The sequence below is a fragment of the Anaerozeibacter quisquiliarum genome, from assembly GCF_051162045.1.
Classification (GTDB): Bacteria; Bacillota; Clostridia; order Christensenellales; family Aristaeellaceae; genus Anaerozeibacter; species Anaerozeibacter quisquiliarum.
Map to the genome: position 1 here is coordinate 1 of NZ_JBISDI010000037.1, position 26513 is coordinate 26513.

Sequence of the window (26513 nt, forward strand, 5' to 3'; positions counted from 1 at the left end):
GAGCTTTTTATTAGTGTTTTTTCAAATAAGCGCTATACGATTTTGAAACAGCTGAAATGAACTATTTTCAAGGTTTATTGATGACACATAGCTTTATCCATACAAAAGCTGCATCTATTTTGACCTAATGACACAGCAACCCGCCCAATAATGGGCGGGTTTTTGTTTGCGTTCGGCAAGCCCCGCTCACTCGTACCGCAGGTAGATGCGCCCCGTCGTCAGCGGGCTGACGCCGGCTTCGAGGTCGGTTTCCGACGCGGCGATGTTGCGCGCCTGCCAGGACACAAGCTGCTGCGCGCCGCCGGCCACGAGCGCGCCGGTCATCGCGCCGCCGGCGAGGTCCAGCTTGCCCGATACGTCGGTCAGATACTCGGCGTGGGCGTGGCCGGCGTCGCTCTTGGCCGCTAGGCCGGTCGCCAGATCGTCCAGCGCGCCCGCAAGTCCCGTAATCTGCCGCATCTGCAACTGCGCGTTGTCGTCGAGCGAGCCGGTGTCGCCCTTGTCGCCCTTCTCGCCGCGCGGCAGGCCGAAGCGGTAGGTGACCGCGCCGCCGGTTGCGTCCACCGCGACCGTCGCGGCCGCTCCGTTCGGCAGCGTTTCAGCCTCGGCCGCGGGCTGCGAAAGCGCCTGCGCCGCCGCCTCCGCCCGCGCGACCGCCGCGGCCACCCGCATATCCAACTCCAGCAGGTAGACCGGCTGCTGTGTTTCGAGCAGCGCGTCCGCTTCGATCGTCGGGTTGACCGCGATCGGAAACGCCCGGCTCTCCCAGCAGACGCACTCCTCGCCGTCGCGCGACTCCAGCGTGAACTGCGCCATCACAGCGGCGATCCCCGCCACCGCGCGCACCTCGGCGCGTTCCACCAGCCATTCGTAGCCGCCGAGCGCCGCGTCATAGGCGAGCGCCTTCTTGACCGCCGGCTGGCCCGGCCCGCCCAGCTTCACAAAGCCCAGCGCCCCGCCGCCTCCGTAGCCCGGCGGCGGCATGAACAGCACCCGCTCCGCGCGGTGATCCCCGCCCATCGCCACCAGAAATCCGCTGCTCGATGGCGCGCGAGCGGCATCAAACGCAACCCTGACCATCGCAAAATCGCCTCCTTGGAGCGCAATTTACCTTGATCTGCGCGACAAAACATGCTGCTTGCCCAAGGTGGGCGCTGATTCAAGCACGCGTGCGGTGGCGCGCTGAATTTTCCGTCAGATTGCGCTTGAGAATTCGAAGGCGTAGCGGCGCCGCGTCGAGGATTCTGCAGGCGCGAGATGGCGTAAAGGCAGCCGCCTGCGCGCGTGGGATCTGATCGGCGATTGCCCAGGTCAGCGCACGACGGTCAATCGGCCCGCGTCCATTTCGCAGACGGTGTCGCACAGCGCTTCGATGCGCATGAGCTTTACCGCAGAGTCCTCGATGCCTATAGGATTTGGCTTAGAATCCCGTCGAGCATAATCCGTATTACGGCTTCTGTCTGTTCTGCATCCCTCTCCCGCATGAATAGCCAACTGTGATACAGCGCCTGAAAGGCATAGGAGGCGGTTTCTGTATCGCAGGTGAACCGAACGCCGTGATCCCGCAGGGACTTTGCGGCGTCGGTGTTTTGCCGCGCGTAGGCCGCCGTGCGTTCGGGCGATACTTTTCGCGCAATGAGGTCGACGGTAGAGGGGCTGACTTGTGCGAGGATGGGGCGCTGAGACATAAGCCGTGCCATCAGACCGAATGCCTGCCGCACGCGGTCTGCGCCGGGTAGATCGGCATTGCGCTCCAAGAGAGCTTCGAGCTGCGTGAAGATTTCCTTCTGGATCCCCTGAACGATGTCCAGATACAGGGCTTCCTTGCTGTCATGGAATGTGTAGAAGGTGGCCTTCGCGATGTTGACGGCGCCGACGATGTCGTCGATGGTCACCTTCTTCAGGCCATACGCCGCGAACAACCGCTCGCCCTCTGTCAAGAGCCTGCGCCGGATGTTCTCCTTCTCCGTTTCGCTGAAGCGGGGCATCATTCCACCATCCCTGACTGTTCGCCGAATTGAACGTGCAGAATTTGGCTCCTGTTTCTCGTTAAAGGCAGGATGTTCATGATCCTGAACAGGAAGGGCTGACGCCGCTTCAGCAAATCCCCCGTGCTCCACGAGCGCACCAAGCGGATGTCCGGACTCATGCGTTCAATGTCCTTGGCCTTGTCCAGCCCCCACTGAAACGCACCGCTTATGCCCTTGCCCACGAAGAAGCTGTGGACGACGTCAAAGTACATGTGCGCGCCCGGAAAATGCGCGGCAAGGAGGTGAAAGATCTTCCGGACATCTTCACTCGGGAAGTACATGAGCAACCCTTCCGCGATGATGACCGTTTCGCAGGCATCTATGCCCTCGAGCGCCCGCGCCCAAGCATCATCCAGCACCGATGCGGCAATAAAGCGTATCCGCTCATCTTCCGCGAAGAATTGCCTTCTAAGCGCTATTACATCGGGCAGGTCAAGTTCGAAGCATTTGAAAAGGCCGTTGTCTACCCTGCATATCCGCGTGTCCAATCCCGCGCCCAAATTGATCAGGGCGATGTCGGGCTTTTCCAAGAGCAGCCCCTTGATCTCATCGTCGATCACCTTTGTGCGGGCCAGTATGCCATGCGCGCAAATCAATCCGCCGTCCGCGATTGCATCCGCATCAAGCCGTGCCATGATTTCAACCGCTTTGTCGTCCAGAATCACGGGGTCATCTCGCCGGGATTCCAAGGCGCGCGCGGCCAATGGGATAAACAGCGTCTGTGAAACGGCTGCTTGTATGTTCGCGGCGGTCATAGGGGATTGCTCCTTTCGGGCGTGAATGTCATCCCACAGATGTTACAGTACCGATCGGAGCCGGTGACTGTCCTGTTGCCGCAGCGCTGGCATTCATACGCCCCGCTGCCCAGCGCCGTCTTCGTCTTCCTGACTGCGTCGTATTGCCGGTCGATTGCTCTGTCTTGATGAAACTCAATGCCGAGCAACACCGCCAAGGACAGCAAGGCAATGCATCCAAGCGGCGGAGCGAGCAAAAGCAAGCACCCGGCCAGCCCGGCGATCTTATGCCCATATCCGATGGAGTTGATCTTCTTCATAGACCCTTTTCCATAATGAACCAAAAGTATGTTTTAGTATGTATAGTATATATGGCTCCGGCCGCCCTGTCAAGAGAAAAAGGAATATTACGCGTCCAACGCCCGCTCGTACAGCGCCTTCATCGCCAGCGCGTCGTCCGATTGGGTGCCGCGGGATTCGCAGATGATCGTGGGGGTCAGATCGTATTCGACGAGCAAAGGCGCGAGCAGGGCAAAATCCGGGCCGTACCCTTCGTCGGCAAAGGTCACGTGGCGCTTCTCGCCCTTATTCGTGAACTCGAGGCGGCTGAAGTGGGCGTGGAAGGTGCGGGCGCGCGCCTCACCGAGCGTCTTCAACAGCGCGTCGAGCACGCGGCGGAAGTCGCCCGCTGTGTTCAGCGCGCCCTGGCCGATCGCGTGCAGATGGCCGAAGTCGAGGGTGGGGATCAGGCGCTCGTCCGAGAGGCACAGTTGAAGCGTCTCCTCGAGCGTGCCCAGCTGGCTCGCGCGGCCCATGGTCTCGGGGCATAGGAAGATGTGGCGGAGGCCCTCGGCGTCCAGGCGTTTGCGCGCTTGGGCCACGGTTTGACGCGCCAGGCGGTTGGCCTCGGCGCGGCGCAGCTTGCCGGGTGAGCCCACGTGGAACACCACGCGCTCGCCGCCCATGAAGCCTACGGCGCGCGCGGCGTCCAGCAGGTATAGCTCGGCCTTCTCACGCTTCTCGGGCTCGGGCGAGGCGCAGTTGATGTAGTAGGGCGCGTGGATCGACATGGCTACGTCCAGCGAAGCCGCCGCCGATCCGATCGCGCGCGCGGTGGTCTCGGAGAGCGCCACGCCGCGCCCGGCCGCGTACTCGAACGCCGTCAGCCCCTGCGTGGCCAGCCAGCGCGGGGCGTCTACGCTTGACTTGTAGCCTTCCTCGTGAAACCGGTCACTGCTGCCCGCCGGGCCGAACCGGGTCTTCTGTTCCATTCAACGCTTCCCTCAATTTCTCGATCGCGCGCTTTTCGATGCGCGATACGTAACTCCTGGAAATGTCCAGTTCCCGCGCCACCTCATGCTGCGGGCGGGGCGCGCCGCCGAGCAGGCCGTAGCGCAGCACGATCACCGTGCGCTCGCGCGCGTCCAGTACCCGAGAGAGCAGCAAAATCGCGCGGGCCGATTCGATGTTGACCTCAGCTTGCCGGGGCACCAGGTCGAAATCGGTGCCCAGGATGTCCGACAGCATCACCTCGTTGCCCTCGCGGTCGGCCCCGATGGGCTCGGAGAGCGAAAGGCTCCCTTTTCGCTTCTTGCCGGCGCGCAGCGCCATCAGGATCTCGTTTTCAACACAACGCGAGGCATACGAGGTCAGCTTGCCCGCTTCGGGCTTGAACGATGAAACGGCTTTAATCAGCCCGATCGAGCCGATCGAAACCAGATCGTCCATATCCACGCCCGAGCGCTGGTACTTCTTGGCGATGTGCGCGACCAGGCGCAGGTTGTGCTCGATCAGCGTCTTGGCGGCGGCGGTATCGCCCGCCATCATGCGCTCGATGGCCGCCCTTTCCTCCTCGGCGGAGAGCGGCTGCGGAAACGACGAGCGGCCCGACACATGGGCGATCAGGAGGAAGATGGAGTCGAGTAGGCCGATCAGGGCCGTCAGCATGGGGACCCCTCCGATCCGCGCGGAGAGAAAATCCCTCTGCGCAGCAAAGACTGCCCTATCATGCTATGACGAGGTCGCAACGGCGTATTCCCCCGCGTGAGCGGTCATGATCGTCCAGAGGGCACAGCCCTTTGGCGGGGGTTGGGCGGCCCGGCCCAATGAACAGGCAATGCTGAAGAGCATCATGCGAGCATCCACGCCAACGGCGTGGGACGGCCATTGCGAATTACGTGAGGGGCCGCCAACACCCCCCCGCAATCCCGCGCGCCGTATCCGGTGCCCGGGCACGAGGAACGCGGCTGAGTTCGGGCCGCGGCGGCGCGGTGTTCCCGATGCCCAGAGGGCGGGTCATGCCGACGGCATGGCCCGCTCTTGCCGGACGAGTCCGTACCCGTCCCGTAAAACCGAAGTCCTGCCATCAGGTCCACCACCCCGCCCGCGGGCACCCCTCCGAGAAGGGGAATGGGGGAAGGCCGCCCTGCGGGGATGCGAACGCAATGGGGCTGCCGCGCCTTGCATGGCACTGCAGCCCCTTGTTTGACTTAAGGCAACACCGCACAAAGAACGTGTACGCGGGGGGATTGCGCGGCGCCGCCTTAATTCCCTTCCGCCTCAGCCCTGGCCTGGCGCTGGTCGTGCTGCACCCACAGCTCGCGGTACTTGGCCACATTCTCCTGGTGCTCATCCTTGGTTTTTGCGAACACGGTTTCGCCTTTATCGGGGTCGCCGGCGCAGAAGTACAGGTAGCCGTCGTAGATGTAGTCGGTGTCGGGGTAGAGCGCGGCGGTAAGCGCGGCCTTCGACGGGTTGCAGATCGGGCCGATCGGCAGACCGTCGCGCGTGTAGGTGTTGTAGCCGTTGGCCGACATCAACTCGTCCGCGGTCAGCACGATTCGGCGGATGCCCAGCGGGTAGGCCGCCGTAGCGTCCGATTCCAGGCGCATGCCCTTCTCGAGCCGGTTGTGGAACACGGCGGACACCCGTCTGTAATCGGCCTTGCGACCGGCCTCCTTTTCGATGATCGAGGCCAGGATGATCGTCTGTTCCCGGTCGAGCGTGGTGGCGAAGGGGATCTCCTCCGCCGGCTCGGCCTCCTCGCCTTCGGCGTCCGCATCCTCCTCGGGATCATCCGCGGTCACGATGTTGCCCGCCTCGTCGCGCACCACCTCGATCGGCGGCGGCTCGGTGAACACCTGGTCGATCACGCTGTCGGTCTGCGAGAGCAGCCGCTTGACGATGTCCTCGGCGGTGGCGTTGCTGTACACGCGGTAGGTGTCGGGCGCGAGGTAGCCCTCGAGCTGGTACTTGCGGCCTTCCATCGTACCCTTCTGGGCGGCGTCCTGCATCCTGTAAGAGGTGTCTTTGAAGCGCTCGCCGTCGTTCGCCAGCGCAAGAAATTCGGCTTCACCCTTAACCGCGCCCTGGCGGTTTAAGTAGCGCGCGATGTCGTCGATCGTCCATCCGGGGATGATGGTGATCGTGCGCTCGTTGCTGGCGCTGCCCTCGGTCAGCTTGTCGACCACATCCCACACGGTCATGCCGCGCGTGAGCGGGTAGTTGCCGGCCTGCAGCTTGCTGGTCAGCCCGCGAAATTGCACAATGTAGCGGAAGATCGCCGGGTTGCGCACCAACTGCTGCCCCTCCAGGTTGAGCGCGATCTTGGCCGCCGAGTCGCCCTTCTCGATCACAAAATCCACGGTGTCGGCACTCCCCGGCTGAACCGCCATCAGCAGGCGCTCGTTGACCATCGTCCAGCCCCTGGCAAAGATGCCCAGCACCACCACCAGCGAGCATAGCAGCACCAGCAAAGGCCTCGCCGCCTTCCACAGCCAGGCGTACCAGTAAAACCCAAATTCGCGGTCGCGGTGCAGCGTCCTCTGGGTGTAGCGGTCGGTTTCGTGGCGTCGGCCGTAGGGACTGCGGTTTCTGGGCATGGGTTACTTCCTCCGTCGTTAAGTGCCTGCGGAGCCTGCTCCCCGCGATCTGACCCGATCTATTTCCGCCGGGCTGCGTCGCCCTTTGCCTGACGCAACGCTCTGCGTCCGGCGTTTTGCCGGAACGAGCGAGCGGAAAACCCGCCTGCGCGCGCGGGATTTGATCGACGGTTACCTGGGTAAGCGCTGATTAAAGCACGCGTGCGGTGGCGCGCTGAATTTTCGTCAGATTGCGCTTGCAAAATCTGAAGGCGTAGCGGCGCTACGTCAAGGATTCTGCAGGCGCAAGATGGCGGAAAGGCAGCCGCCACCGCGCGTGGGATTTGATCGGCGGTTACCTAGCCTTGCGTCAGCATGTCAAGGTCGATTCCCGCCACGTCGGCCAGAATCTTGTACAGGTCGGCCATCAGCTTCTGGAAGCGGAACTCGGCCAGCAGGTACGCCGACGCGTCGGCATTGAACTGCAGGAGCGAGGCGATCTGCTGCATGCGCTTGAGGTCGTCCTCGTCCATGCGCTGGCCGGACGCCACCCGCGCCTGCATCCGGAACTGCAGCCGCTTGTATTCGTCGAGCAGCGCCTTGTTGGTCGCGTCCTCGTAGGCCGTCTCGCGCAGCCGCTGATATTCCTGAAACTCCTCGGACTCGCGCAGCGCGCGCGCCAGCACATGCGCCTGGTCGTATACATTCATGAGATCAACCCCTCATTGTCCTTCGACGCATTGCGTCGGCGGTTGGTTCAATCCCCGTCAGGGCAATCCCCACCGGAAACCCTGGGAGGTTCGGTCTACGCCTTCCAAGTTCAATCATAGGTGCCGGCTCCGCCGGTGCCTGTGGATTCCGGCAAGGGGCGAGCTTGCCCTCACTCAATCCGCAACGGTCGTCCCAGCCCGTTCGGGCCGGCTGCCCGCTTGCTCATTGGGCCGGCACCCTCCCCCCACGCCCACCGGGCGCGGCCGGATGCGCCCCGATCCGGAATCGATTCATGCAGCCGGACCCGCGCGGCCTAGATCTCCACGATCACCGGCAGGATCATCGGCGAGCGCTTGATGTTGTCGTAGATGTACTTCTGCACCGCCTCGCGCACGTCGCCCTTGACATGGTTCCAGTCGCTCGGATCGATGCGCCCAAACGACTCGAGCACGCCTTTCGCGGCGCTGCGCGTTCCCTCGACCAGCGCGTCGGCCTCGCGCATGTACACGAACCCGCGGCTGATGATGTCGGGGCCCGATACCACCATACCGGAGTTGCGGTCGACCGCCATGATGACCATGAGCAGCCCGTCCTGCGACAGGTGCTTGCGGTCGCGCAGCACCACGGCGCCCACGTCGCCGATGCCCAGCCCGTCGATCAGCACCTCGCCGCTGGGCACGGTGCCCACGACGCCCAGCTTTTTCGTGCCGACCTCCATGATGTCGCCGGTTTGGATGATCTGCACATGCTCGGCCGGAAGCCCCAGCGACATCGCGAGATCCGCGTGCTGGTGCAGATGGCGGTACTCGCCGTGCACCGGTATAAAGAACTTCGGGTGCGCCAGCGTGTGGATCAGCTTGAGCTCCTCGCGGCAGGCGTGGCCCGAGACGTGCACGTCTTCGATCGCCTCGTAGATCACGTTCGCGCCGCTGCGCACCAATTGGTTGATGACACGCGACACCGACCTCTCGTTGCCGGGGATGGGCGTGGCCGACACGATCACCATGTCGCTCTTGCGCACCTCGAGCTTTCGGTGCTCGGCGAACGCCATGCGCGCCAGGCCGCTCATCGGTTCGCCCTGGCTGCCGGTGGTCATCACCACGATCTCGTCGTCGTCGTAGCGGTCGAGGTCGTCCACCGAGATCAGCCGGCCTTCGGGGATCTTGAGTTCGCCCAGCTGCATGGCCACCTTCGACACGTTGAGCATGCTGCGCCCGACCAGGCAGAACTTGCGGTTGTAGCGCACCGCCGCGTCGACCACCTGCTGGATGCGGTGCACATTGCTGGCGAACATCGCGACGATGATGCGCCCGGGCGCCTTACCGAACAGGTTCATGAACGTCTCGCCCACGGTGCGCTCGCTCATCGTGTAGCCGGGCCGCTCCACATTGGTGGAATCGGCCAGCAGCAGCAGCACGCCCTCGCGCCCGAGCTCGGCCAATCGACCCAGGTCGGTCACCTGACCGTCGATCGGGGTGTAGTCCACCTTGAAGTCGCCGGTGTGGATCACCGTGCCCACCGGCGTCTTGATCGCCAGCATCACCGCGCCGGCGATCGAGTGGTTGGCCTTGAGGAATTCCACCTCGAACGAGTCGCTGATCTTGACGCTGTCGCCGGGCTGGATCACGTTGAGCTGGATGCCGTTCACCCGGTGCTCCTTGAGCTTGTGCTCGACCAGCGCCAGCGTCAGCCGCGTGCCGTATACGGGCGCGGGCAGGTTGCGCAGGATGTAGGGCGACGCGCCGATATGATCCTCGTGGCCGTGCGTGATGACATACGCCCGGATCCGCGACGCGTTTTTCGTCAGGTAGGTGGTGTCGGGGATCACGAGATCGACGCCCGGCATATCCTCGCGGGGGAAGATCGAACCCATGTCCACCGCGATGATGTCGTCGCCGTACTCGAACACCGTCATGTTCTTACCGACCTCGCCCAGCCCGCCCAGCGGGATGATGCGCAGCCGCTTTTCATTGTCTGTTTTTTTGCTTTTGCTCCTTGTCGCCATAAAGGCCTCCTTCCAGTCGACTGCCTGAATTGAACGCACGAAAACAAGGGTTCTTCCTGTCATGGTGTAGAACCGTTGTGGACGCTTTGAAATCCCACCTAGGGCGACCCGGAACCTGGGACCAACATGCCCCCGTCCCGCAACGTGCGACGCCTCAGATGTGGAAATCAGATGGTACCCACGCGCAAGCCCACGCAAAAAGCGCCGCAATTGCCGGCGCTTTTGCTTGGCCTACCCTGCAATCTACTGCCGCCAGTATATCACGGCAATGTAAGGATTTGAACACCGCCATACCGGCCGCCCTAAATGTTAACACGATCGATCCGCCGGGAAAACCTTTCCAGCCGCGACGGGTCTTTTCCCGCCATACTGCGTCAGACCGCCTTGAAATACGCCCGGTATTCCCGCGGCGTCTTTCCTTGTCTGACGAAAGAACCTCCCGTCGCTTTGCGGCAAGCTTTACACGACGGAGCAATACTTATCCAGCAGTTCCTCGAGCGCTTCCTTGCCGCGCGCGCCGATCATGCGCTCCTGCTCGACGCCGTCCTTAAACAGGATCAGCGTGGGGATGCTGGTCACGCGGTAGCTAACCGCCGCGTCCTGCTCCTCGTCGATGTTGAGCTTGCCCACCGCGGCGCGGCCTGAATACTCCCCGGCCAGTTGCTCGATGATCGGCGCGATCATGCGGCAGGGGCCGCACCAGGGCGCCCAGAAGTCGACCAGCACCGTGCCCTGTCCCGCGAGCGCCTGCTGCGTAAGGTCCTTCGATGTAAAGTGCTTCACCATGTCAATATTCCCCCCGTTTATCTTGATCGTTGCAAAATTTCGGCTCGTACCGGCCGCTGCGCTTGAGCCGCGGCTCGAGCGCCTTCAGCACAAAGAAGCTCGCTGCCAGCGCGGACAGCCCGAGCGCGGCCTGGGCGAGGTCGGGAAGCCCCAACACCATGCCCAGCGCGAGTCCCAGCAGCAGGAAGACGATCGGTATGCCGTAGGCCAGCGCCGACGCCCTGAACGCGTTATCGTCGGGCAGGCTGATTACGACCTCGTCGCCCTCGCGGTAATCGCCGTCCGGCAGCGGGTACCGAAGCGACTCCTGCCGCCCGTGCTGGCACGCGCCGCACTTGGCGCAGGCCTCGGAGCGCGTGAGCTCGGCCATCAGCTTCCCATCTACCCGTACGACGACAGCGGTCTTATCCATCATAATACCCCTTTTTTGACTTCATCAAACAATTGCGCGGTACCCCAACCCGCCGACGAACCGCAGGAACCCCGCCCGGCCGGCTTGATCCCGCTTGTACACCCCGGCGTCGGCCAGCACGCGCGCGCACTTTTCGGCCAGCGCGCGCCGGATCAGCGCGTCGGCCTCGTCCTCGCGCAGCGCGCGCTCAGGCGCGATCTCGCGGATCCAGGCGTAGTGCTTGGCGACCGGCTCGTCCGGGCCCGGCGCGTCTCCGAGGGCGCGCGCATAGGTCAGGTAGTCCCGCGCCGCATGAAGCTCGCCGATCAGCCGGCCCGGCAGGATGAACAGCCCCATCACCTCGATCAGGCCGATGTTCTCCTTTTTGACGTGGTGCAGGTCTGCGTGCGGGTGGAAGATGCCCAGCGGGTGCTCGGCGTTCACGCGGTTGTTGCGCAGCACCAGGTTGACGATGTACCGATTTCCCTCGCGCCGCGCGATCGGCGTGATGGTGTTGTGGGGCTGGTCGGTGTGCGCGAGGATGCCGAGCGATTCGTCCGAGTAGGCGCGCCAGGCGTCGAGCATATCGACCGACGCGTCGATCAGCGAAGAGGCGTCCTCGCCCGACAGCCGCACGCAGCTCATCGGCCAGTCGACGATCTCGGCCTGAACGCGCGGATCGGAACCGGCGAGGGGGATGAGCGCGCCCGCCGCGTCCATCGGGAACCGGTGCGCGCCGCCCTGGAAGTGGTCGTGCGACAGGATCGAGCCGCCCACGATCGGCAGGTCGGCGTTCGAGCCCAGAAAGTAGTGCGGGAACCGGTCGACGAACTCGAGCAGCCGCGCGAAGGTGCCGCGGCCAATCGCCATCGGCCGGTGCTCGTCGCTGAGCACGATGTTGTGCTCGTCGTAGTACAGGTAGGGCGAGTATTGCAGGTAGAACCGCTCGCCGTGCAGCGTCAGCGGCACCATCCGGTGGTTCTGGCGCGCGGGGAAGCCGGGCCGCCCGGCATAGCCCGGGTTTTCGACGCACAGCATGCAGGCGGGATACGAAAGCCGCGGGGCCGTGAGCGCCGCCGCGATGTCGCGCGGGTCCTTCTCGGGCTTCGAAAGGTTGATCGTGATCTCGAGCGGCCCTGCGGGCGAGTCCTCGACGAAGCGCACGTTGCTTTCGATGCGATCGACCTTGATGTAGTCGCACGCGCGGCACAGCCGATAGAACCAATCGGTCGCCGCCCGCGCGCCTTCGCGTTCGTAAAGCGCCCGGAACCGCTCGCGCACCGCCTGAGGCGCGGGCGTAATCAGCCCGCAAAGCCGCGCCCCGAAGCGCCCGCGCGCGTCGGCCGTATCTTCGATCAGTCCGCGCGCCGCGGCGTCGCGCGCAAGCGGCTCGATGATGCCGGTCACCGTGTCCGGCAGCGGCGCGTCGTCGGCTTCGGCCGCCTCGGGCGCGTCCAAACCCATCGCGTCCAGCAGCAGATTCCGCGCGTAAGCCCAGTCCTCGCGTTCGAGCAGCGCTCGATCGACCGCAAACGCGATCAACCGCTCGATGTAGTAGGTCGTGTTCTTCATGTCCCATCCCCCTGATTCGCCGCTTATTGTACCATTTCAGCAGGGGAATTTCAATCGCAAGCGGTGTCGTCGCGCATCGGAAGGCGTTGTTATTTTTCCTACGGTGATGCGCTTGGGGTGTGAAACTCGCATAGTTGCCTTAAATTAGTCAAATGTGCCTTAAAATCTGTAAAGTAATTGCGCTATCGGAGGGTTTGCCTTATAATATGGGCAGGTGCTGCCTGATCAATACCAGTGTCGGAGAGGAAGCCATGCTGCGATACAAGGAAATCAAGCGGATGCTGATGGACATGGTGGTCAAGATGCATCCCGGGGAAAAGCTGCCCTCTCGCCATCAGCTGTGCGCGCGATTGGATACATCTCGGATGACGCTGGACAAGGCGATCGCCGAGATGGAGCGCGAAGGTATTTTGTACGCGCAAAAAGGCAGCGGCACCTACATCAACGCCCTGATCGAGAAGACCGTGCCGGTGACCGAAAACTGGGGGCTGATCCTTCCCAATGTGATGACGACGGTGTTCGTCGAGATCACCCGCGCGATTGAAAATTTTGCCGAGTCCAAGGGCATCAACCTGATCTTATGCAATTCGGACGACGACATTGACAAGCAGGAGAACTATATCCGCAGGCTGCAGGCTTCGCCGGTATCGGGGTTCATAATGATTCCCGTGGTCAGCGAGGACGCCGGCGTGAATTACCGGGTCTACGGGCGGTTGGTTGAAGCCAAGGTGCCGCTGGTCTTTTGCAGCCGGACCATCCCCCACATCAACGCGCCCGTGGTTTCCGTCAACAACTTTTACGGGGGCTACATTGCCACCAGGCATTTGATCGGGCGCGGATACCGCAACATCGCTTTCGCGGCTACCGCCCAGCACAACCGCGCTGTGTGCAACGACCGTTGCCAAGGCTACATCAGCGCGCTGATGGAGGCCGGCCTGCCCGTACGGCGCAGGCTCATCCTGTCCACCTGCCCGGACGGTGAGGAGAGCGCGTACCGGACCATGCGCGAGTTGATCGCCTCAGAGGAGGAAATCGACGCGGTGTTCGGCATAAACGACGCGGAGTGCCAGATGCTGTACCGGGCCATCGAGGACAGCGGCCTGCGCGTTTCGCAGGACATCGGCGTGATCGGCTTTGACAATACGCACGACTGCGTCGGCATGAGTCCGCCGTTAACCTCCATGACCTACAGGGGGATGGAGATCGGGGAGATCGCGGCCAAGATCTTGTGGGATATGTCCCACAAGAAAGCGCCGTCCAGCGGGTACATGTACTACTTCTGCCAGCCCGAGTTGGTGGAGCGCCAAAGCTGTTTGGGCAAGGAAGGCGGGCGTTGACGGCCCCATGAATCTGTATTCCGCCCGTCGAGGGTGAGGGATAGGGATATATCTGAAGGGAGCGGGAGAGATATGAGAAAGGTTACGACCCTGGTTTTGACCCTGGCGCTGACACTGTCCCTGGCGGTGGCCGCCTACGCCCAAGAAGGGCAAGTGACGATCAACCTATGGCATCGCTGGAGCGGCAAGACCGAAGCGGCGCTGACGGAAGTCATCAAGGGTTTTGAGGCCGCCAATCCGGGCGTTCATGTGGAGGTCACCGCCAAGTCGGGCGAGTACTTCGCCCTGCTGCAGTCGATGATCGCCGACGCGGCCGCCGGCAACCCCCTGCCCGATATCTTCGTCGGCGGTTACAATCTGCTCAACTACATCGCGACCGAGCTGAAACCCACGAAGATCGACGAGATCGCCCCCTCGCAGGAGGCGCTGGACGCGCTGTACGCAAATTACATGGACGGCATGCTGACGCTTGCGCAGTATAACGGAGAGCAGGTGGGCCTGCCCTACGCGGTGAGCATCATGCCCATGTACATCAACATGGACCTGTTCAGGGCGGCGGGCTTGACCGAAGCGGACATCCCTACCACCTGGGACGAGGTGTTCAAGGTGGCGGCGGTCATCGAGGAGAAGACCGATGCCATCGGCGTGCAGTTGCACAACATGGAGGATGCCTGGGCCGATCAGGCGTTGGTGTTCTCCCGCGGCGGGCAGTTGCTCACCGAGGACAAGCAGCGGTGCGACTTCACCAACGAGGGCGCCGTCGCGGCCATCGGCATGTGGCAGGAGCTGTACAAAAAGGGCTATGCTTCGGCGCTGTCCTCCAGCGAGATACAGTCCACCTTTACCTCCGGCAACCTGGCGATCTACTGCACCTCGATCATGTCGGTGAACACCATCGTCGAGTACAGCGACTTTGAGGTGAAGATCAACAAGACCCCCTCGTTCGAGGGTTACGACCTTAAGCTGCCCTCCGGCGGCGCGGCCCTGATCTCCTTTGCCCGCGACCAACAGAAGCTGGATGCGGTGTGGTCCTTCCTCAATTACGCCATCGGTGAGGGAATGAAGGGCTGGGCGGAGAATTCCGGCTACCTGTGCCTGACCAACATCGAGGTGGAGAAGAACCAGCATATGGCGCCGGCCTATGACTGCCTGCCCTATGCTGTGACATGGGAGTGCTGGCCCGGCGGCTCCATTGGCATGGAGATCGACCGCATGTGGATCAATGCCCGCAACCAGATCCTTTGGGAGGGCGCGGATGTGATGGAGACGCTTTCCGCGCTGCAGGACGAGTGCAACATGATGCTGGAGGCGGCCGGCTGATCGGGTGCCGAAAAAACCAAGAAGCGCAATTGGGAGGGGATTGGCGCGGAACGGTCGCGCCAATCCCCCTACAGATGGAGGCGAGCGAACATGAGCTTTCGCTACGATAGAAGTGAATACGCGGCGTCCACCTGGATGCTGGAGCATATGCCCCTGAAGGATGCGCTGGACAACCTTCACCGCCATGGGTTTGACGATGTCGAGATTTGGGCGGATACCGTGCACCTGGACCCCCGCCTTCGGCCGGACATCCCCCAGGTGAAGCGGTGGCTGAGGGAATACGGCCTGCGCGTGCATTCGCTGCACGGGCCTTTCCGCCATTACGCAGACAGGCCTGCGGACGACGGAGCGTTTTGCCGCCTGCGCACCCGGATGCTGAAGGAGACCATCGATTACGCCGAGGCGCTTGACTGCTCCATCATGGTCGTGCATGCGTTGGATCGCAACGAATACAACTACACCATGGATCATCTGGCCGTCGTGCAGGACTACATCGGCGAGATCGCCCGCTACGGCAGAGAGCGGGGCGTGCGCATCGCCGTCGAGGACATCCCGCCGGGCGGCGATCCGGGGGAGATTTACACCACCCTGCGCAAACAAAAGGAGCTGTTTGGCACGCTGGGCATCGACTTTTGCCTGGACATCGGCCATGTGCCGCTGTTGGGCGCGGACGTATACGACGAGGTGGACGCCGCCGGATCGCAGCTGATTACGCTGCACATTCACAACAACGACGGCCTGTGCGACAGTCACAACCCGCCGGACGACGGCATCCTGAACTGGCCTGCGCTGCACGATTACATCCGCAACGGCGGATACCGGGGAAAATTCGTGCTGGAACTCTTTGGGGGCGAAAGCATCCAGGAAGAGATGGAGCTTATGGGCCGGGTCGACGCACTGTTCCGCGACTGACCGACGACTTTTGATGAGGGAGTGATGACATGCAGGCGACCGCAAAGGGGCAAAAAGGAATGCCGCGCCTCCGCGGCAACCAGGGGTTTTGGCTGTGGATGCTGCCCGTCATTGTTGCGTACGGTCTGTTCAAATACTGGCCGATGGTCTACAGCCTGATACTAAGCTTTGCGGACTGGAATTTCGTGGGCGACTTTTCCTGGGTGGGACTGGGCAATTACGCCAACATGTTCACCAAGACCATGTTCAGCAAGGGCGTCGTGAACACGCTCAACTATATCGCATGGCTGTTCCCGTTCTTTGTCGTGCTGCCGCTCATCTTCTCGGTGATGCTGCTAAGCGTGCGCAGCAAGCACGCCCAAGAGTTTTACAAGACGATGTTCTTTATCCCCAACATCCTGGCCCTGTCCATCGTGTGCATGGTCTGGCTGTGGATATTCTCCACATCCTATGGCTTACTGAACAACATCCTGACCCTCATGGGCCGCACCCCGGTCAAGTGGCTTACCGACAGGAACACCGCCTTTTATTCGGTGGTGGCGGTGTGCGGCTGGAAATACATGGGCATGAACATGCTGCTGTTCATGGCGGGCATGCTGAACATTTCCCAGGACTGCATAGAGGCATCCCGCATCGACGGCGCCAACGGCTGGCAGTGCTTTTGGCGCATCAAGATGCCCTTGCTCGCGCCCACCACGGTGTACGTCGTCATCACTTCGATCATCTTCGCGGCCGAGCGGGCCTTCACCGCCATCAGCGTGCTCACCTCGGGCGGGCCGGCCTATACCACCACCAACCTGTCCTACGTGATCTACGAGTTTGCCTTCAAGTACTACAACATCGGCACCGCCAGCGCCATTGCCGTGTTCACCTCGATCTTCTTTTTGATCATCACCGTGGTTATGATGCGCACGATGGGAGGCTTTGGCTACCATGAAGAATAATAAAGTCTCTCTGTCGCAGGCGGCGCTCAATCTGGTCGCCATCCTCCTGCTGGTGGTCATCATCTTTCCCCTTTTGTGGATGGTGTCCTCTTCCCTGAAGTCGCCCAAGGAGCTGTTCTCAGCCGGCATCAACCTGATCCCCCGGCAGATCACCCTTCAAAGCTACCAAACCGTGCTCAGGGACTACGACTTCTTCCAATGGCTCCTCAACAGCGTGGCCACCACGCTGGGCATCTTCGCGTTACAGGTATTCATCGCCCTCATGGGCGCGTTTGCCTTGGGGTACTACAAGACCAAATGGAATTCGTTTATGTTCTACTTTGTCATCATCACCATGGTCATTCCCTTCCAAGTCACCATGATCCCCAACTACATCCTGGTCAGCAAGATGGGCCTGGTCAACCAATGGGGCGCGGTCATCCTGCCCTACGCGGCCAACGCCACCACCTTCTTCTTCCTGTTCCAGCAGGTGCGGGGCATTCCCAGGGCCTATTACGAGGTCTCGCACATTGAGGGCGCCAGTTCCGGGTGGGCCTTTGTCCATGTGATGATGGGTCTTTGCAAGGGCTCTATCGCGGCGGTGTCCATCCTGACCATCATCGACGCCTGGAACCTGTACTTCTGGCCGCTGCTGGTCCTGTCCTCGCCTTCGTCGCGCACCTTGACCATCGCGCTCAAGCAGTTTGCCGATTACGAGGTCGGCGATAACTGGGGTCCCTTTATGGCCACGGCCACGCTGGCCTCACTGCCGGTGGTCATTTCCTACATCTTCTTCCAGCGGCACATCATCGACGCCTTTATATCCTCGGGCATCAAGGGTTGAGCCTATGCGAAAGAACAAAGCCGGCGAGGACGTCGGCTTTTTGATGTCCCACTATTGCGTTGAACGCCGCTCCCCGCTATGCTATAATGAGACACATTTCAACAAAAGGAGGGGTAATATGCGGTCCTTGTGGAAGGAGTTCAAGGAGTTTTCATTCAAAGGCAATGTGATCGACATGGCGGTCGGCGTGATGATCGGCGGGGCGTTCGGCACGATCGTCACCTCGTTGGTGAACGACCTGTTTACGCCCATCTTGTCGCTGCTCACCGGGCGCATGGATTTTTCAAGCCTCGCAATCCAGCTGGGCGAGGGCGAGCACGCGGCGGTCATCAAGTACGGCGCGTTCCTGCAGACGGTCATCAACTTTCTGCTGATCGCGGCCTGCGTGTTTGTGTTCGTCAAGGCGGTCAACAGCCTCAAGCGCCAAAAGGAAGCGCCGCCGCCCGCCCGCATCTGCCCCTACTGCAAGCAGGCGCTGGCTGAGGACGCCACGCGCTGCCCACACTGTACGTCGGAGGTGTAGCGGATGAGGATTGCGCTGATCGGGTATGGCAATGTGGGGCGCGCGGTGCTCTCTTCGGCGCGGCAGGCGGGCGACGTGGAGGTAGCGGGCATCGTGCGGCGCAGACCGGAGGCCGTTGCGGGCTACAAGGTCGTGCGCGACATCGCGGAACTGGGGCCGGTGGACGTGGCGCTTTTGACGGTACCTTCGCGCAGCGTGCCGGCTGCGGCGGAGGCGCTGCTGCGCGCGGGCGTTTCGACGGTGGACTCGTTCGACATACATGGCGAGATCCCGGCCGTGCGCGCGCGGCTGCACGCGGCGGCGACGGCGGGCGGCGCGGTGTCGGTGCTGTCGGCGGGCTGGGACCCGGGCAGCGACTCGGTGATCCGGGCGCTGCTGCTGGCGTGCGCGCCGCAGGGCATCACGCACACCAATTTCGGGCCGGGCATGAGCATGGGGCATTCGGTGGCGGCGCGCGCAATCGCGGGGGTGAAGGACGCGCTGTCGATGACGATCCCGGCGGGCGAATCGCGCCACCGGCGTCAGGTGTACGTGGAGCTTACCGGCAGCGTGGCGTTTGAGGATGTGGCGCGCGCGGTGAAGGCGGACCCGTATTTTGTGCATGACGAGACGCATGTGCTTGAGGTGGAATCGGTGGCGGCGCTTCGGGACATGGGGCATGGGGTGACGCTTACGCGGCACGGTGTGTCGGGCGATGCGAACAACCAGGGCTTTACGTTTTCGATGCGCATCGATAACCCGGCGCTGACCGGGCAGGTGATGCTGTCGTGCGCGCGCGCCGCGACGCGCCAGCGCCCCGGCTGCTACACGATGATCGAACTGCCGATGGTGGACTTGCTGCCCGGGGATAGAGAGGGGCATATTGCGAGGTTGGTCTAGGTAAGCGCTGATTAAAGCACGCGTGCGGTGGCGAGGGGAATTTTTGCCGGATTGGGCTTGCAAAATCCGAAGGCGTAGCAGCGCTACGTCGAGGATTCTGCGGGCCCGAGCTGGCGAAAATGCAACCGCCACCGCGCGTGGGATTTGATCAGCGCTTACCTAGGAGGGGTAGGGGGTTAGCCCGCGCGTGAGCGCCCATGGGAGTCCAGAGAGTACAGCCCGGGGTCCAGGGGGTGCGTAGGGAGCGCGGCCAGCAGCCGAGTGGGGAACCCTTGGCGTAACCCCGTGACCCCGTTCCCCGCGCCGCCGTCTTGGTGCCCAGGCACGAGGAACGGAGTACCGGCGCTTCGCTGTGGCGGCGAGGCACCCTCGATTGCAGAACACAAGGCCCCGGACGCCTGGCGGCGTCCGGGGCCTTGATTTGGTACCCCTTAGTCGTAGAGCAGCGGCGCGATCTTGGCGTCGTCCATGTTGGCGGAGGTGTAGAACTGGCAGCCGGTGTCCACGATGGGCTCCACGGCTTCGCCGTTCATGGCCTTCACGGCAAGCTCCACGGCCAGGTAGCCGATCATGTAGGGATCCTGGGTGACCGAGCCGTAGAACCAGCCGTTCTTGACGGCTTCCTTCTGGTTCTTGCCGGCGTCGAAGCCGATCACGACGATGTCCTTGAAGCTGCCGTTGGCACGGTCAAGATCCTGGCCGTCGGTGGTGGCGGCAAGCAGGCCGGCCACGGTCGCTTCGTTGGAGCAGAAGATCGCCGCGGGCTTCTTCTGCAAGAGGCCCTGCGCGGTGGTCTGGCAGTCGGTGATGTTGGTGGTGGCGGGCACGAGGATGTTGAGCTCAACGGCGACCTTGCCGGAATCGGACGCCTTGTTGTACTTATCATGCCCGGTGATCGCGACTTCGCCCGCCTTCACGGTCGAGGTCAGTTCCCACATCTTGTTCAGGAAGCCCACGGTGCGGCCCACGACGGAGGCCGAGGTGGCGTCCTGGCTCATCGCGCCGATCAGCACGGGCGCGTCGGCCGTGGCGGCCTCGATGGCGGCCTTGATCTCGGGGATGGCGAACATCTGCTCGGCGGCCAGCGCACCGGCGGCCTCGTTGTTGGTGGAGGCGGTGGACACGATGGTGCCTTCGGGCGCGTTCGGCACGCCGCTGTCAAAGCCGACGACCGGGATGCCCTTCTCCTTGGCGGCGTTGAGCTGCTCGGTCACCGACTCGGTGTCCAGAGCCGCCAGGCACAGCGCCTTGGGGGTCTTGGCCAGCGCGGCGTTGAGCATGTCGATCTGCACGGAAATCTCGGACTCGGACGCGGGGCCGTCGAAGGTGATTTCCACGCCCAGCGCCTGAGCGGCATCCTGCGAGCCCATGTTCACAGTCTGCCAGAACTGATGCTGGAATCCCTTGGAGATGATCGCGACGTAGGGCTTGGCTTCGGCGAACGCCGGAGCCGCCATCGCGAACACGAGGACGAGAACGAGGACCAGAGATAGGACCTTCTTCATTGTGTGCTTCCTCCCAATCTTGAATTATTCCAGCGGCGTAAGCCGCGCAGAATCGATGTGTTGCCCGGGTAACCGCCGATCGATCCGGGCGCCCCATGGCGAGGGGATTCTTCGTCCGGTTGTTCCCGCAAAACCCGCGGCGCAGCGCCGCTACGCCCTCGGCCTTTGCAAGCGCGATCCGACGAAAGTTCCCCCTGCCACCGCACGCATGCTTTAATCGGCGATTGCCTAGACCTTCTTGACCCGGCTGGCCCGGCGCACGCGATACTGGTCGAGCAGCACCGCGCCCACCACCACCACGCCGGTCATGAACGTCTGCCACTGGCCCTGCAGGCCCATCGACATCAGGCCCTGGCGCAGGATCGACATCGTGAATACGCCGATCATCGTGCCGGTCAGGGAACCTGTGCCGCCCGACATCGAGGTGCCGCCGATGACTACGCCCGCGATGGCGAGCAGTTCCAGGCCGTTGCCGGTGGAGGGGATGATCGTGGTGTACACGGCCGAAAAGAAGATGCCGGCCAGGCCGCTGAAGAAGCCGCACAGCGTATACACCAGCGTCAGCCAGTAGCGCGTCTTGATGCCGGACAGCCGCGCGGCCTCGTAGTTGGAGCCCATCGCGAAGGTGTAGCGCCCGAAGCGGGTGCGGTTGAGCAGCACCCAGGCGATCAGGAACACCCCGATCAGCCACACGATGCCGATCGGAAAGGCGCGAAACGCGCCCAAGCTCTCGTCGTTGCCCAGCTTGTAGAACAGCTGCTTGAAGGTCTGGTCGGTGTAGCGCATCGTGGTCACCTTGGTGATGATCGCGCCAAAGCCCATGCCCATCATCTGCGTGCCCAGCGTGGCGATGAACGGCGGCAACTTCAGGTAGGCGATCATCAGGCCGTTGAGCAACCCGATCAAGGTGCACACAACCACGCCCAGCACGAGCGACGCCCAAATGCTAAAGCCCCAATTCTGCGCCATGCCGCCGATCAGCATGCCGCAGATCATCGTGGTGCCCAGCGACAGGTCGATGCCGCCCGTGATGATGACAAAGGTCACGCCCATCGCCATGAAGCCGATGAAGTAGGAGGCGTTGAGCACGTTGATGAACGACTCGACCGACAGGAAGTTGTTGCCGAAGATCGCAAAAAAGATATACAGAAGCACCATCACCATCGGGGCGAACAGCTTTTGCAGATCAAAACCCGCGTGCACGGTCGGGACCTTGGATTCGGTTTGCTGCGTCATCGTCTCACTCCTAATTCCTCGCCGTGGCGAGCGTCATGATCCTCTCCTGGGTGGCTTCGGCGATATCCAACTCGCCCGTTAAGCGGCCTTCGCACATGACGACCACTCGGTCGCTCATCCGCAAGAGTTCCGGCATTTCCGAGCTGATCATGATGATCGACTTGCCCATCTTCGTGAGCTCGTTCATCAGCTGGTAGATTTCCGACTTGGCGCCCACGTCGATGCCGCGCGTGGGTTCGTCGAAGATCAGAATATCGCAGTTCTTGATTAGCCACTTGGCGACGACCACCTTCTGCTGGTTGCCGCCCGACAGGTTCTTCACCAGTTGATCGATGCCGGTCGCCTTGGTCGACAGCCGATCCACGTATTCCTGCGTGACCTCGCGCACCTGCCGGCGCTTGACGAACCCAGCCACGCTGTAGTTTTCCAGGTTGGCCATCACGCTGTTTTCGGCGACCGACAGCCCAACCGCCACGCCGAACGCCTTGCGGTCCTCGCTCAGGTAGCCCAGCCCCAGGTTCACCGCGTCCGCCGGGGACTTGATCGAGATGGGCTTGCCGCGCAGCCTGACCTCGCCGCCCGCCTTGGGGTCGGCCCCGAACAGCGCGCGCATGGTCTCGGTGCGGCCCGCGCCCATCAGGCCGGCAAAGCCCAGTATCTCGCCCTGGCGAAGCGAAAAGCTCACGTCCTTGACGCCCTGCGCGACGAGGTCTTTGACCTCGAGGACCACTTCCGCGCCCTCGGGCACCTCGCTGCGCGTCTTGGGCTGCTCGTAGATCGTCCGCCCGACCATCATCGCGATGATCTGCTCCTTGGCGACCTCTTCCGTGTTCACCGTGCCCACGTACTGTCCGTCGCGCATTACGGTGATGCGGTCGGTAATTTGCTTGAGCTCGTCCAGCCGGTGGGAGATGTAGATGATCGCATGGCCGCGGCGCTTGAGGTCGCGGATGAACTTGAACAGCTCCTGCACCTCGTTGTCGGTCAGCGCGGCCGACGGCTCGTCCATCACCAGCAGCTCGCTGTCGTAGGACAGCGCCTTGGCGATCTCCACCATCTGCTGCCTGGCCACCGACAGCCGGCTCACCTGGGTGGTGGGGTCGATGTCGATGTTCAAGGAGCGCAAGAGCGCACGCGCGTCGTCGTTGGCCTTCTTCTTGTCGAGGAAGGGGCCCTTCATCGGCTCGCGCCCGATGAAGATGTTCTCGGCCACGCTCAGGTGCGCCATCAGGTTGAGCTCCTGATGGATGATGCCGATGCCCAGCGCCTGCGCCTCTTCGGGCGAACTCAGGTTGATCTCTTTCCCCTTGTAGGTGATCGTGCCGCCGTCGCGCTTGTATATGCCGGTCAGCACCTTCATCAGCGTACTCTTGCCCGCGCCGTTCTCGCCGACCAGCGCGTGCACCTCGCCCTTGCGCAGATCAAAGCAACAGTTGTTCAGTGCGTGCACACCCGGGAACACCTTCTCGATGCCCTCCATCTTGAGCAGCGGTTCGCTCCCGGGTACGGGGGTCTTGATCGGCTCTTGCATCGGCACACCCTCTTTCCTGTCCAATGACAACTAGTGTCCTGGCACAGCCAAGACTTTAGGTGGGAATTCGCGCGAGATTTTTCGTCCGGCAAGGAGCCGGAGCGCAGGCGTTTAAGCGCTGCGGGAAGTTACGAACGACGCAGCCGGGCGGAAAAAGATCCGCGCGAAGCCTAAGGATTGGCTGTGTCAGGACACTGATCCCAAAGCTCGGTCCAGTCGGTCGCGCCCGGCCACAGGAACACCTGCCCCTTGACCAAGCGGCAACCGCGCTCGGCCTTTTCGAGCAGCGCCATCTCGTCATCGGTCAGCGGGTCATTCTCAACGCAGGCCAAATTCCCGCGGATGTTGCGCTCGCTGCCGGAGAAGGGGATCGGAATCGCCCCGCGCCGAACCGCCCACTTGAGGCAGACCGAGGCCGGGTGGATACCGCGCGCCTCGGCCACCGCCGTTACCTCGGGCAGCTCGGTGTCGGCCACATCTTCGGGCGTGCGGTCGCGTTCGGGGCGGTTGGGCGAGCCCAGCGGGCAGAACCCGACCACCTGAATGCCGCGCGCCGCGCAGTAGTCGAACAACGCGTTCTGCTGGAAGCTCGGATGCAGTTCCATCTCGATCAGCGACGGCCGCACCCGGCAGTGAGGCAGCACCGCCTCGAGCTTCGAAACGGTCATGTTGCTCATGCCCAGATGCCGCACGAGGCCCTGATCGCAAAGCGCTTCCAGCTCGCGCCACACGAGCATGAATCTCGCGGCCGAAAACGGCTTTGAATCGGGGTTGCGGCTGTCGCCGTCGCAACCGGGCGCGTGGTAGTTGGGAAACGGCCAGTGCACGAAGTAGGCGTCGAGGTAGTCGAGCCTCAAATCCGTAAGCGAACGCCGAAGCGCGCGGGCGGGCTCGCCCTCGCCGTGGTGGTTGTTCCACAGCTTGCTCATGACGAACAGCTCGTCCCGCTTCACCAAGCCGCGCGCAAACGCCTCCTCAAACACCGCGCCGATGAGCGGCTCGTTGCCGTACACCTCGGCGCAGTCAAACAGCCGGTAACCGGCTTCAAGCGCCAGAGCGGCCGCGCGCGCGACCTGCTCCGCGGCGTAGTGATCCGAGCCGAAGGTGCCGAACCCGATCGTCGGGATCGGATCCCCGCCTCGCAAGGCAAATGTCTGCATATTACATGTTCTCGGTGCCGTCAAACACCACCGCAACCTTTCCGCAGTGGCCCGAGGCCATCAGCGCGTATGCCTTGTCGGCGTCTTCCAGTTTAAAGCGATGGGTTATCAGGTCCTCGGGGTGGATGCCCCAGCGCACGATGCGCTCGACCAGGTCCTCCATGCGCCACAGGCTGGTGACCCAACTGCCGTAGATCGTCTTCTGGTCGTGGATGATATCGGGCGACGGGTTGAACTGAACCGTTCCGCCCTCGCCCACGAACGCGATCTTGCCCCACTGGCGCGTGGCGCGGATCGCCAGCTGACGCCCCGGATCGGCCGCGGAACAGTCGACCGCCTTCTCGACGCCCTTGCCGCCGGTCAGAGCGCGGATCTGCGCGAGCGTACCGTCGCCGGGCTTCAGGATGTGGTCGGCCAGGTTCAGCTTCTTGGCCAACTCGATGCGCTCGTCCATCACCTCGACGCCGATCAGCTTGTTCGCGCCCATCGCCTTGGCCAGCATCAGCGCCGCCAGGCCCACCGGGCCCAGACCCACCACCAGCACCGCGTCGTTGCCGCTGACGCCGATCTTCTCGAGCGCCTCGTATACCGTGCCAAATCCGCAGGCCACCTGCGCGCCGTCGCAATAGCTGAGCTCGTCCGGCAGCAGCACCAGGTCCTTCTCGTCGCACAGCATGTAGGGGGCCATGCCCCCGTTGCGCTGCCAGCCGTAGGCGGCGCGATGCTCGCTCGAGCAGCTGATCTGGTAGCCCATACGGCAGTCGTGGCACACGCCGCAGCCCGAGATGTGGTACACGATCACGCGGTCGCCCTTCTTGAACCGCTTGAGGCCGGGCCCTTCTTCTTCGATGACGCCGCAGGGCTCGTGCCCCGCGACCATGCCGTCGATGTAGCCCTCCGCGCCCTTGCCGGTGTGCTCGCGGTAGATCGCGCGGATGTCACTGCCGCAGATGGTAGACGCCATCGTCCTCACTAGCACCTGCCCATGGCCAGGCGTCGGCACGCCAAAGGTCTTCATCCTGACCGTGGAATCCCCGGGCAGCGTGGCCCCCACCATCGTCGCCTGATCGCCCATACGCTCCACCCTTCCCGATCTTGCATTTTCCTTTGCGGTTATCATATCGCAACAAATGGACAATGTCAATGGTTGTAAGCACCAAAAACGAAACCTTTCGCGATTTCTCCTTTTCCCGATATTGTTGGCGTTGCGCGCACCTTCAAAGCAGCCCGCGCACCTTGACGGACTGCGCATATTCGGAGGGGTTCATGCCGACGAAGGCCTTAAAAACCCGCGAGAAGTAGTGGATGGAGCCAAAATTCAACCGCTCGGCGATGTCGGTGAAGCTGAGTGTGCCCTCGCTAATCAGGCGCTTCGCCTCGCCGATCTTGAGGCGGTTGAAATAGTTGATGATCCCACAGCCCATGCTCTCCTTGAAGCGCTTGCCCACATAGCTCTTGGAAAACATGACCTGATGGCAGATTTCGTCCAGGCTGAGCCTGGCATACAGATTGTTCGTGAGATGGCGTATGACGGCGTCCACGATGCGCCGTTCGGCGTCGTCCCGCGTGCGCATGGGCGCGTAGGCCTCCCCATTGGCCTTTTGGCCACTGCGTACAACGCTGATCAACAGGTACTCCAGCAGGGCCTTTATCACCTGCTCCGCGCCGTAGGGCGCGTCGCCGCTTCGCACGAGCTGGGTCTGATCCATGATGTCCAGCGCGCCCGAGAAGGCGCGTGTGCTCTCTTGCAGGATGGACGATATCAGCCCCCGCTCGGACTTGGTCAGTTCGGCCCTGCAGCACCGGAGGAAGGCGGCGTCCGGGCTGTGCGTGCGATAGGATATGATGAACACGCTGGAGAATTCCTGGGTTGAATCGATGCTGTGCGCCTCGTTGGGTTGATGGAAGTAAGCTTCGCCCTGCCTGAGCGGAAACTGCCTGTCCCCGGCGGTCACATCGATCAGCCCACAATCCACATAGACCATTTCCCAGAAATCGTGTGTTTCCAGCAACCCTTCAAAATTTCTGACGTACTCAAAATAGTGGATGGTAAAGATCTCGTCGACCAGATGACCTGACGGGGCGCCGTCCCGATGTAATGTCTCATAAGCATAAAACGATCATCTTCCCACATCGAACTCGGGCCTGAAACAGCCGTGTTTTCCCGACCTTAGTCTAGCATAATGCGCCGAGGATTTCAATATTATGTGCCATACGCATCACAAAATCCAAACATTTACCAAAATTGCACCGG

Annotated in this window: 25 protein-coding genes; 7 read left to right on the top strand and 18 right to left on the bottom strand. The window is 62.5% G+C overall.

The window, feature by feature from the left end; all coding sequences use genetic code 11:
• Window positions 1–186: 186 nt before the first annotated feature.
• The 12 genes from ACH6CV_RS14555 to ACH6CV_RS14610 form a co-directional block, all read right to left on the bottom strand.
• The gene (locus ACH6CV_RS14555) at window positions 187–1080 is read right to left on the bottom strand and encodes a hypothetical protein (protein ID WP_456358936.1); all 894 of its coding nucleotides are present in this window, start codon (window positions 1078–1080) and stop codon (window positions 187–189) included.
• A 326-nt stretch (window positions 1081–1406) separates the two neighbouring features.
• On the bottom strand, window positions 1407–1988 hold the full coding sequence (locus ACH6CV_RS14560) for a TetR/AcrR family transcriptional regulator (protein ID WP_456358937.1): 582 nt from the start codon (window positions 1986–1988) through the stop codon (window positions 1407–1409).
• A complete protein-coding gene (locus ACH6CV_RS14565; RefSeq protein ID WP_456358938.1) occupies window positions 1988–2785 on the bottom strand; it encodes a class I SAM-dependent methyltransferase in 798 nt (265 codons plus the stop codon). The genes ACH6CV_RS14560 and ACH6CV_RS14565 overlap by 1 nt, the downstream gene beginning before the upstream one ends.
• On the bottom strand, window positions 2782–3084 hold the full coding sequence (locus tag ACH6CV_RS14570; RefSeq protein WP_456358939.1) for a hypothetical protein: 303 nt from the start codon (window positions 3082–3084) through the stop codon (window positions 2782–2784). Before ACH6CV_RS14570 ends, ACH6CV_RS14565 begins: the two co-directional genes overlap by 4 nt.
• Window positions 3085–3171: 87 nt before the next feature.
• Window positions 3172–4035, bottom strand: coding sequence for a TIM barrel protein (locus tag ACH6CV_RS14575; protein ID WP_456358940.1), 864 nt, complete (start codon window positions 4033–4035; stop codon window positions 3172–3174).
• Complete coding sequence (sigK, locus tag ACH6CV_RS14580; protein ID WP_456358941.1) at window positions 3995–4711, bottom strand: RNA polymerase sporulation sigma factor SigK; 717 nt, start codon at window positions 4709–4711, stop codon at window positions 3995–3997. The genes ACH6CV_RS14575 and sigK overlap by 41 nt, the downstream gene beginning before the upstream one ends.
• A gap of 596 nt (window positions 4712–5307) precedes the next feature.
• Window positions 5308–6645: an endolytic transglycosylase MltG gene (mltG, locus tag ACH6CV_RS14585; RefSeq protein ID WP_456358942.1), complete on the bottom strand. Its 1338-nt coding sequence runs from the start codon at window positions 6643–6645 to the stop codon at window positions 5308–5310.
• A gap of 338 nt (window positions 6646–6983) precedes the next feature.
• The gene (locus ACH6CV_RS14590) at window positions 6984–7334 is read right to left on the bottom strand and encodes a YlbF family regulator (protein WP_456358943.1); all 351 of its coding nucleotides are present in this window, start codon (window positions 7332–7334) and stop codon (window positions 6984–6986) included.
• Window positions 7335–7648: 314 nt separating this feature from the next.
• The gene (locus ACH6CV_RS14595) at window positions 7649–9340 is read right to left on the bottom strand and encodes a ribonuclease J (RefSeq protein ID WP_456358944.1); all 1692 of its coding nucleotides are present in this window, start codon (window positions 9338–9340) and stop codon (window positions 7649–7651) included.
• A 459-nt stretch (window positions 9341–9799) separates the two neighbouring features.
• Window positions 9800–10126 carry a thioredoxin gene (trxA, locus tag ACH6CV_RS14600; protein ID WP_456358945.1) on the bottom strand — a complete coding sequence of 109 codons (327 nt, stop codon included), beginning with the start codon at window positions 10124–10126 and terminating at the stop codon, window positions 9800–9802.
• Window position 10127: 1 nt separating this feature from the next.
• Window positions 10128–10538: a SoxR reducing system RseC family protein gene (locus tag ACH6CV_RS14605; RefSeq protein WP_456358946.1), complete on the bottom strand. Its 411-nt coding sequence runs from the start codon at window positions 10536–10538 to the stop codon at window positions 10128–10130.
• 24 nt (window positions 10539–10562) lie between these two features.
• Complete coding sequence (locus tag ACH6CV_RS14610; RefSeq protein WP_456358947.1) at window positions 10563–12089, bottom strand: UDP-glucose--hexose-1-phosphate uridylyltransferase; 1527 nt, start codon at window positions 12087–12089, stop codon at window positions 10563–10565.
• A 251-nt stretch (window positions 12090–12340) separates the two neighbouring features.
• Between ACH6CV_RS14610 and ACH6CV_RS14615 the strand changes: the two genes are divergently transcribed.
• The 7 genes from ACH6CV_RS14615 (at window position 12341) to ACH6CV_RS14645 (ending at window position 18827) form a co-directional block, all read left to right on the top strand.
• Window positions 12341–13426, top strand: coding sequence for a GntR family transcriptional regulator (locus ACH6CV_RS14615; protein WP_456358948.1), 1086 nt, complete (start codon window positions 12341–12343; stop codon window positions 13424–13426).
• A 72-nt stretch (window positions 13427–13498) separates the two neighbouring features.
• Window positions 13499–14746: an extracellular solute-binding protein gene (locus ACH6CV_RS14620; protein WP_456358949.1), complete on the top strand. Its 1248-nt coding sequence runs from the start codon at window positions 13499–13501 to the stop codon at window positions 14744–14746.
• Window positions 14747–14836: 90 nt separating this feature from the next.
• The gene (locus tag ACH6CV_RS14625) at window positions 14837–15658 is read left to right on the top strand and encodes a sugar phosphate isomerase/epimerase family protein (RefSeq protein WP_456358950.1); all 822 of its coding nucleotides are present in this window, start codon (window positions 14837–14839) and stop codon (window positions 15656–15658) included.
• Between the two features lie 59 nt (window positions 15659–15717).
• Complete coding sequence (locus ACH6CV_RS14630) at window positions 15718–16602, top strand: carbohydrate ABC transporter permease (RefSeq protein ID WP_456358951.1); 885 nt, start codon at window positions 15718–15720, stop codon at window positions 16600–16602.
• Window positions 16592–17425, top strand: coding sequence for a carbohydrate ABC transporter permease (locus tag ACH6CV_RS14635; RefSeq protein WP_456358952.1), 834 nt, complete (start codon window positions 16592–16594; stop codon window positions 17423–17425). Before ACH6CV_RS14630 ends, ACH6CV_RS14635 begins: the two co-directional genes overlap by 11 nt.
• A 127-nt stretch (window positions 17426–17552) precedes the next feature.
• Window positions 17553–17948, top strand: a complete 396-nt coding sequence (gene mscL, locus ACH6CV_RS14640) for a large conductance mechanosensitive channel protein MscL (RefSeq protein WP_456358972.1) — start codon at window positions 17553–17555, stop codon at window positions 17946–17948.
• Between the two features lie 3 nt (window positions 17949–17951).
• A complete protein-coding gene (locus ACH6CV_RS14645; RefSeq protein WP_456358953.1) occupies window positions 17952–18827 on the top strand; it encodes a diaminopimelate dehydrogenase in 876 nt (291 codons plus the stop codon).
• 431 nt (window positions 18828–19258) lie between these two features.
• On the opposite strand, the gene ACH6CV_RS14650 is transcribed toward ACH6CV_RS14645, so the two are convergent.
• The 6 genes from ACH6CV_RS14650 to ACH6CV_RS14675 form a co-directional block, all read right to left on the bottom strand.
• A complete protein-coding gene (locus ACH6CV_RS14650; protein WP_456358954.1) occupies window positions 19259–20332 on the bottom strand; it encodes a substrate-binding domain-containing protein in 1074 nt (357 codons plus the stop codon).
• Window positions 20333–20560: 228 nt separating this feature from the next.
• The gene (locus ACH6CV_RS14655; protein WP_456358955.1) at window positions 20561–21568 is read right to left on the bottom strand and encodes an ABC transporter permease; all 1008 of its coding nucleotides are present in this window, start codon (window positions 21566–21568) and stop codon (window positions 20561–20563) included.
• A gap of 10 nt (window positions 21569–21578) precedes the next feature.
• On the bottom strand, window positions 21579–23099 hold the full coding sequence (locus ACH6CV_RS14660; protein ID WP_456358956.1) for a sugar ABC transporter ATP-binding protein: 1521 nt from the start codon (window positions 23097–23099) through the stop codon (window positions 21579–21581).
• 170 nt (window positions 23100–23269) lie between these two features.
• The gene (locus ACH6CV_RS14665; protein ID WP_456358957.1) at window positions 23270–24259 is read right to left on the bottom strand and encodes an aldo/keto reductase; all 990 of its coding nucleotides are present in this window, start codon (window positions 24257–24259) and stop codon (window positions 23270–23272) included.
• Window position 24260: 1 nt separating this feature from the next.
• Window positions 24261–25334 (bottom strand): zinc-dependent alcohol dehydrogenase family protein, encoded by a 1074-nt coding sequence (locus ACH6CV_RS14670; RefSeq protein ID WP_456358958.1) that lies wholly within the window; start codon window positions 25332–25334, stop codon window positions 24261–24263.
• A gap of 142 nt (window positions 25335–25476) precedes the next feature.
• Window positions 25477–26271: an AraC family transcriptional regulator gene (locus ACH6CV_RS14675; protein ID WP_456358959.1), complete on the bottom strand. Its 795-nt coding sequence runs from the start codon at window positions 26269–26271 to the stop codon at window positions 25477–25479.
• Between the last annotated feature and the right edge of the window lie 242 nt (window positions 26272–26513).

Coding starts and splice junctions, on each gene's coding strand:
- ACH6CV_RS14555 (WP_456358936.1), bottom strand. CDS start 1,080: ATGGTCAGGGTTGCGTTTGATGCCGCTCGCGCGCCATCGAGCAGCGGA.
- ACH6CV_RS14560 (WP_456358937.1), bottom strand. CDS start 1,988: ATGCCCCGCTTCAGCGAAACGGAGAAGGAGAACATCCGGCGCAGGCTC.
- ACH6CV_RS14565 (WP_456358938.1), bottom strand. CDS start 2,785: ATGACCGCCGCGAACATACAAGCAGCCGTTTCACAGACGCTGTTTATC.
- ACH6CV_RS14570 (WP_456358939.1), bottom strand. CDS start 3,084: ATGAAGAAGATCAACTCCATCGGATATGGGCATAAGATCGCCGGGCTG.
- ACH6CV_RS14575 (WP_456358940.1), bottom strand. CDS start 4,035: ATGGAACAGAAGACCCGGTTCGGCCCGGCGGGCAGCAGTGACCGGTTT.
- sigK (WP_456358941.1), bottom strand. CDS start 4,711: ATGCTGACGGCCCTGATCGGCCTACTCGACTCCATCTTCCTCCTGATC.
- mltG (WP_456358942.1), bottom strand. CDS start 6,645: ATGCCCAGAAACCGCAGTCCCTACGGCCGACGCCACGAAACCGACCGC.
- ACH6CV_RS14590 (WP_456358943.1), bottom strand. CDS start 7,334: ATGAATGTATACGACCAGGCGCATGTGCTGGCGCGCGCGCTGCGCGAG.
- ACH6CV_RS14595 (WP_456358944.1), bottom strand. CDS start 9,340: ATGGCGACAAGGAGCAAAAGCAAAAAAACAGACAATGAAAAGCGGCTG.
- trxA (WP_456358945.1), bottom strand. CDS start 10,126: ATGGTGAAGCACTTTACATCGAAGGACCTTACGCAGCAGGCGCTCGCG.
- ACH6CV_RS14605 (WP_456358946.1), bottom strand. CDS start 10,538: ATGGATAAGACCGCTGTCGTCGTACGGGTAGATGGGAAGCTGATGGCC.
- ACH6CV_RS14610 (WP_456358947.1), bottom strand. CDS start 12,089: ATGAAGAACACGACCTACTACATCGAGCGGTTGATCGCGTTTGCGGTC.
- ACH6CV_RS14615 (WP_456358948.1), top strand. CDS start 12,341: ATGCTGCGATACAAGGAAATCAAGCGGATGCTGATGGACATGGTGGTC.
- ACH6CV_RS14620 (WP_456358949.1), top strand. CDS start 13,499: ATGAGAAAGGTTACGACCCTGGTTTTGACCCTGGCGCTGACACTGTCC.
- ACH6CV_RS14625 (WP_456358950.1), top strand. CDS start 14,837: ATGAGCTTTCGCTACGATAGAAGTGAATACGCGGCGTCCACCTGGATG.
- ACH6CV_RS14630 (WP_456358951.1), top strand. CDS start 15,718: ATGCCGCGCCTCCGCGGCAACCAGGGGTTTTGGCTGTGGATGCTGCCC.
- ACH6CV_RS14635 (WP_456358952.1), top strand. CDS start 16,592: ATGAAGAATAATAAAGTCTCTCTGTCGCAGGCGGCGCTCAATCTGGTC.
- ACH6CV_RS14645 (WP_456358953.1), top strand. CDS start 17,952: ATGAGGATTGCGCTGATCGGGTATGGCAATGTGGGGCGCGCGGTGCTC.
- ACH6CV_RS14650 (WP_456358954.1), bottom strand. CDS start 20,332: ATGAAGAAGGTCCTATCTCTGGTCCTCGTTCTCGTCCTCGTGTTCGCG.
- ACH6CV_RS14655 (WP_456358955.1), bottom strand. CDS start 21,568: ATGACGCAGCAAACCGAATCCAAGGTCCCGACCGTGCACGCGGGTTTT.
- ACH6CV_RS14660 (WP_456358956.1), bottom strand. CDS start 23,099: ATGCAAGAGCCGATCAAGACCCCCGTACCCGGGAGCGAACCGCTGCTC.
- ACH6CV_RS14665 (WP_456358957.1), bottom strand. CDS start 24,259: ATGCAGACATTTGCCTTGCGAGGCGGGGATCCGATCCCGACGATCGGG.
- ACH6CV_RS14670 (WP_456358958.1), bottom strand. CDS start 25,334: ATGGGCGATCAGGCGACGATGGTGGGGGCCACGCTGCCCGGGGATTCC.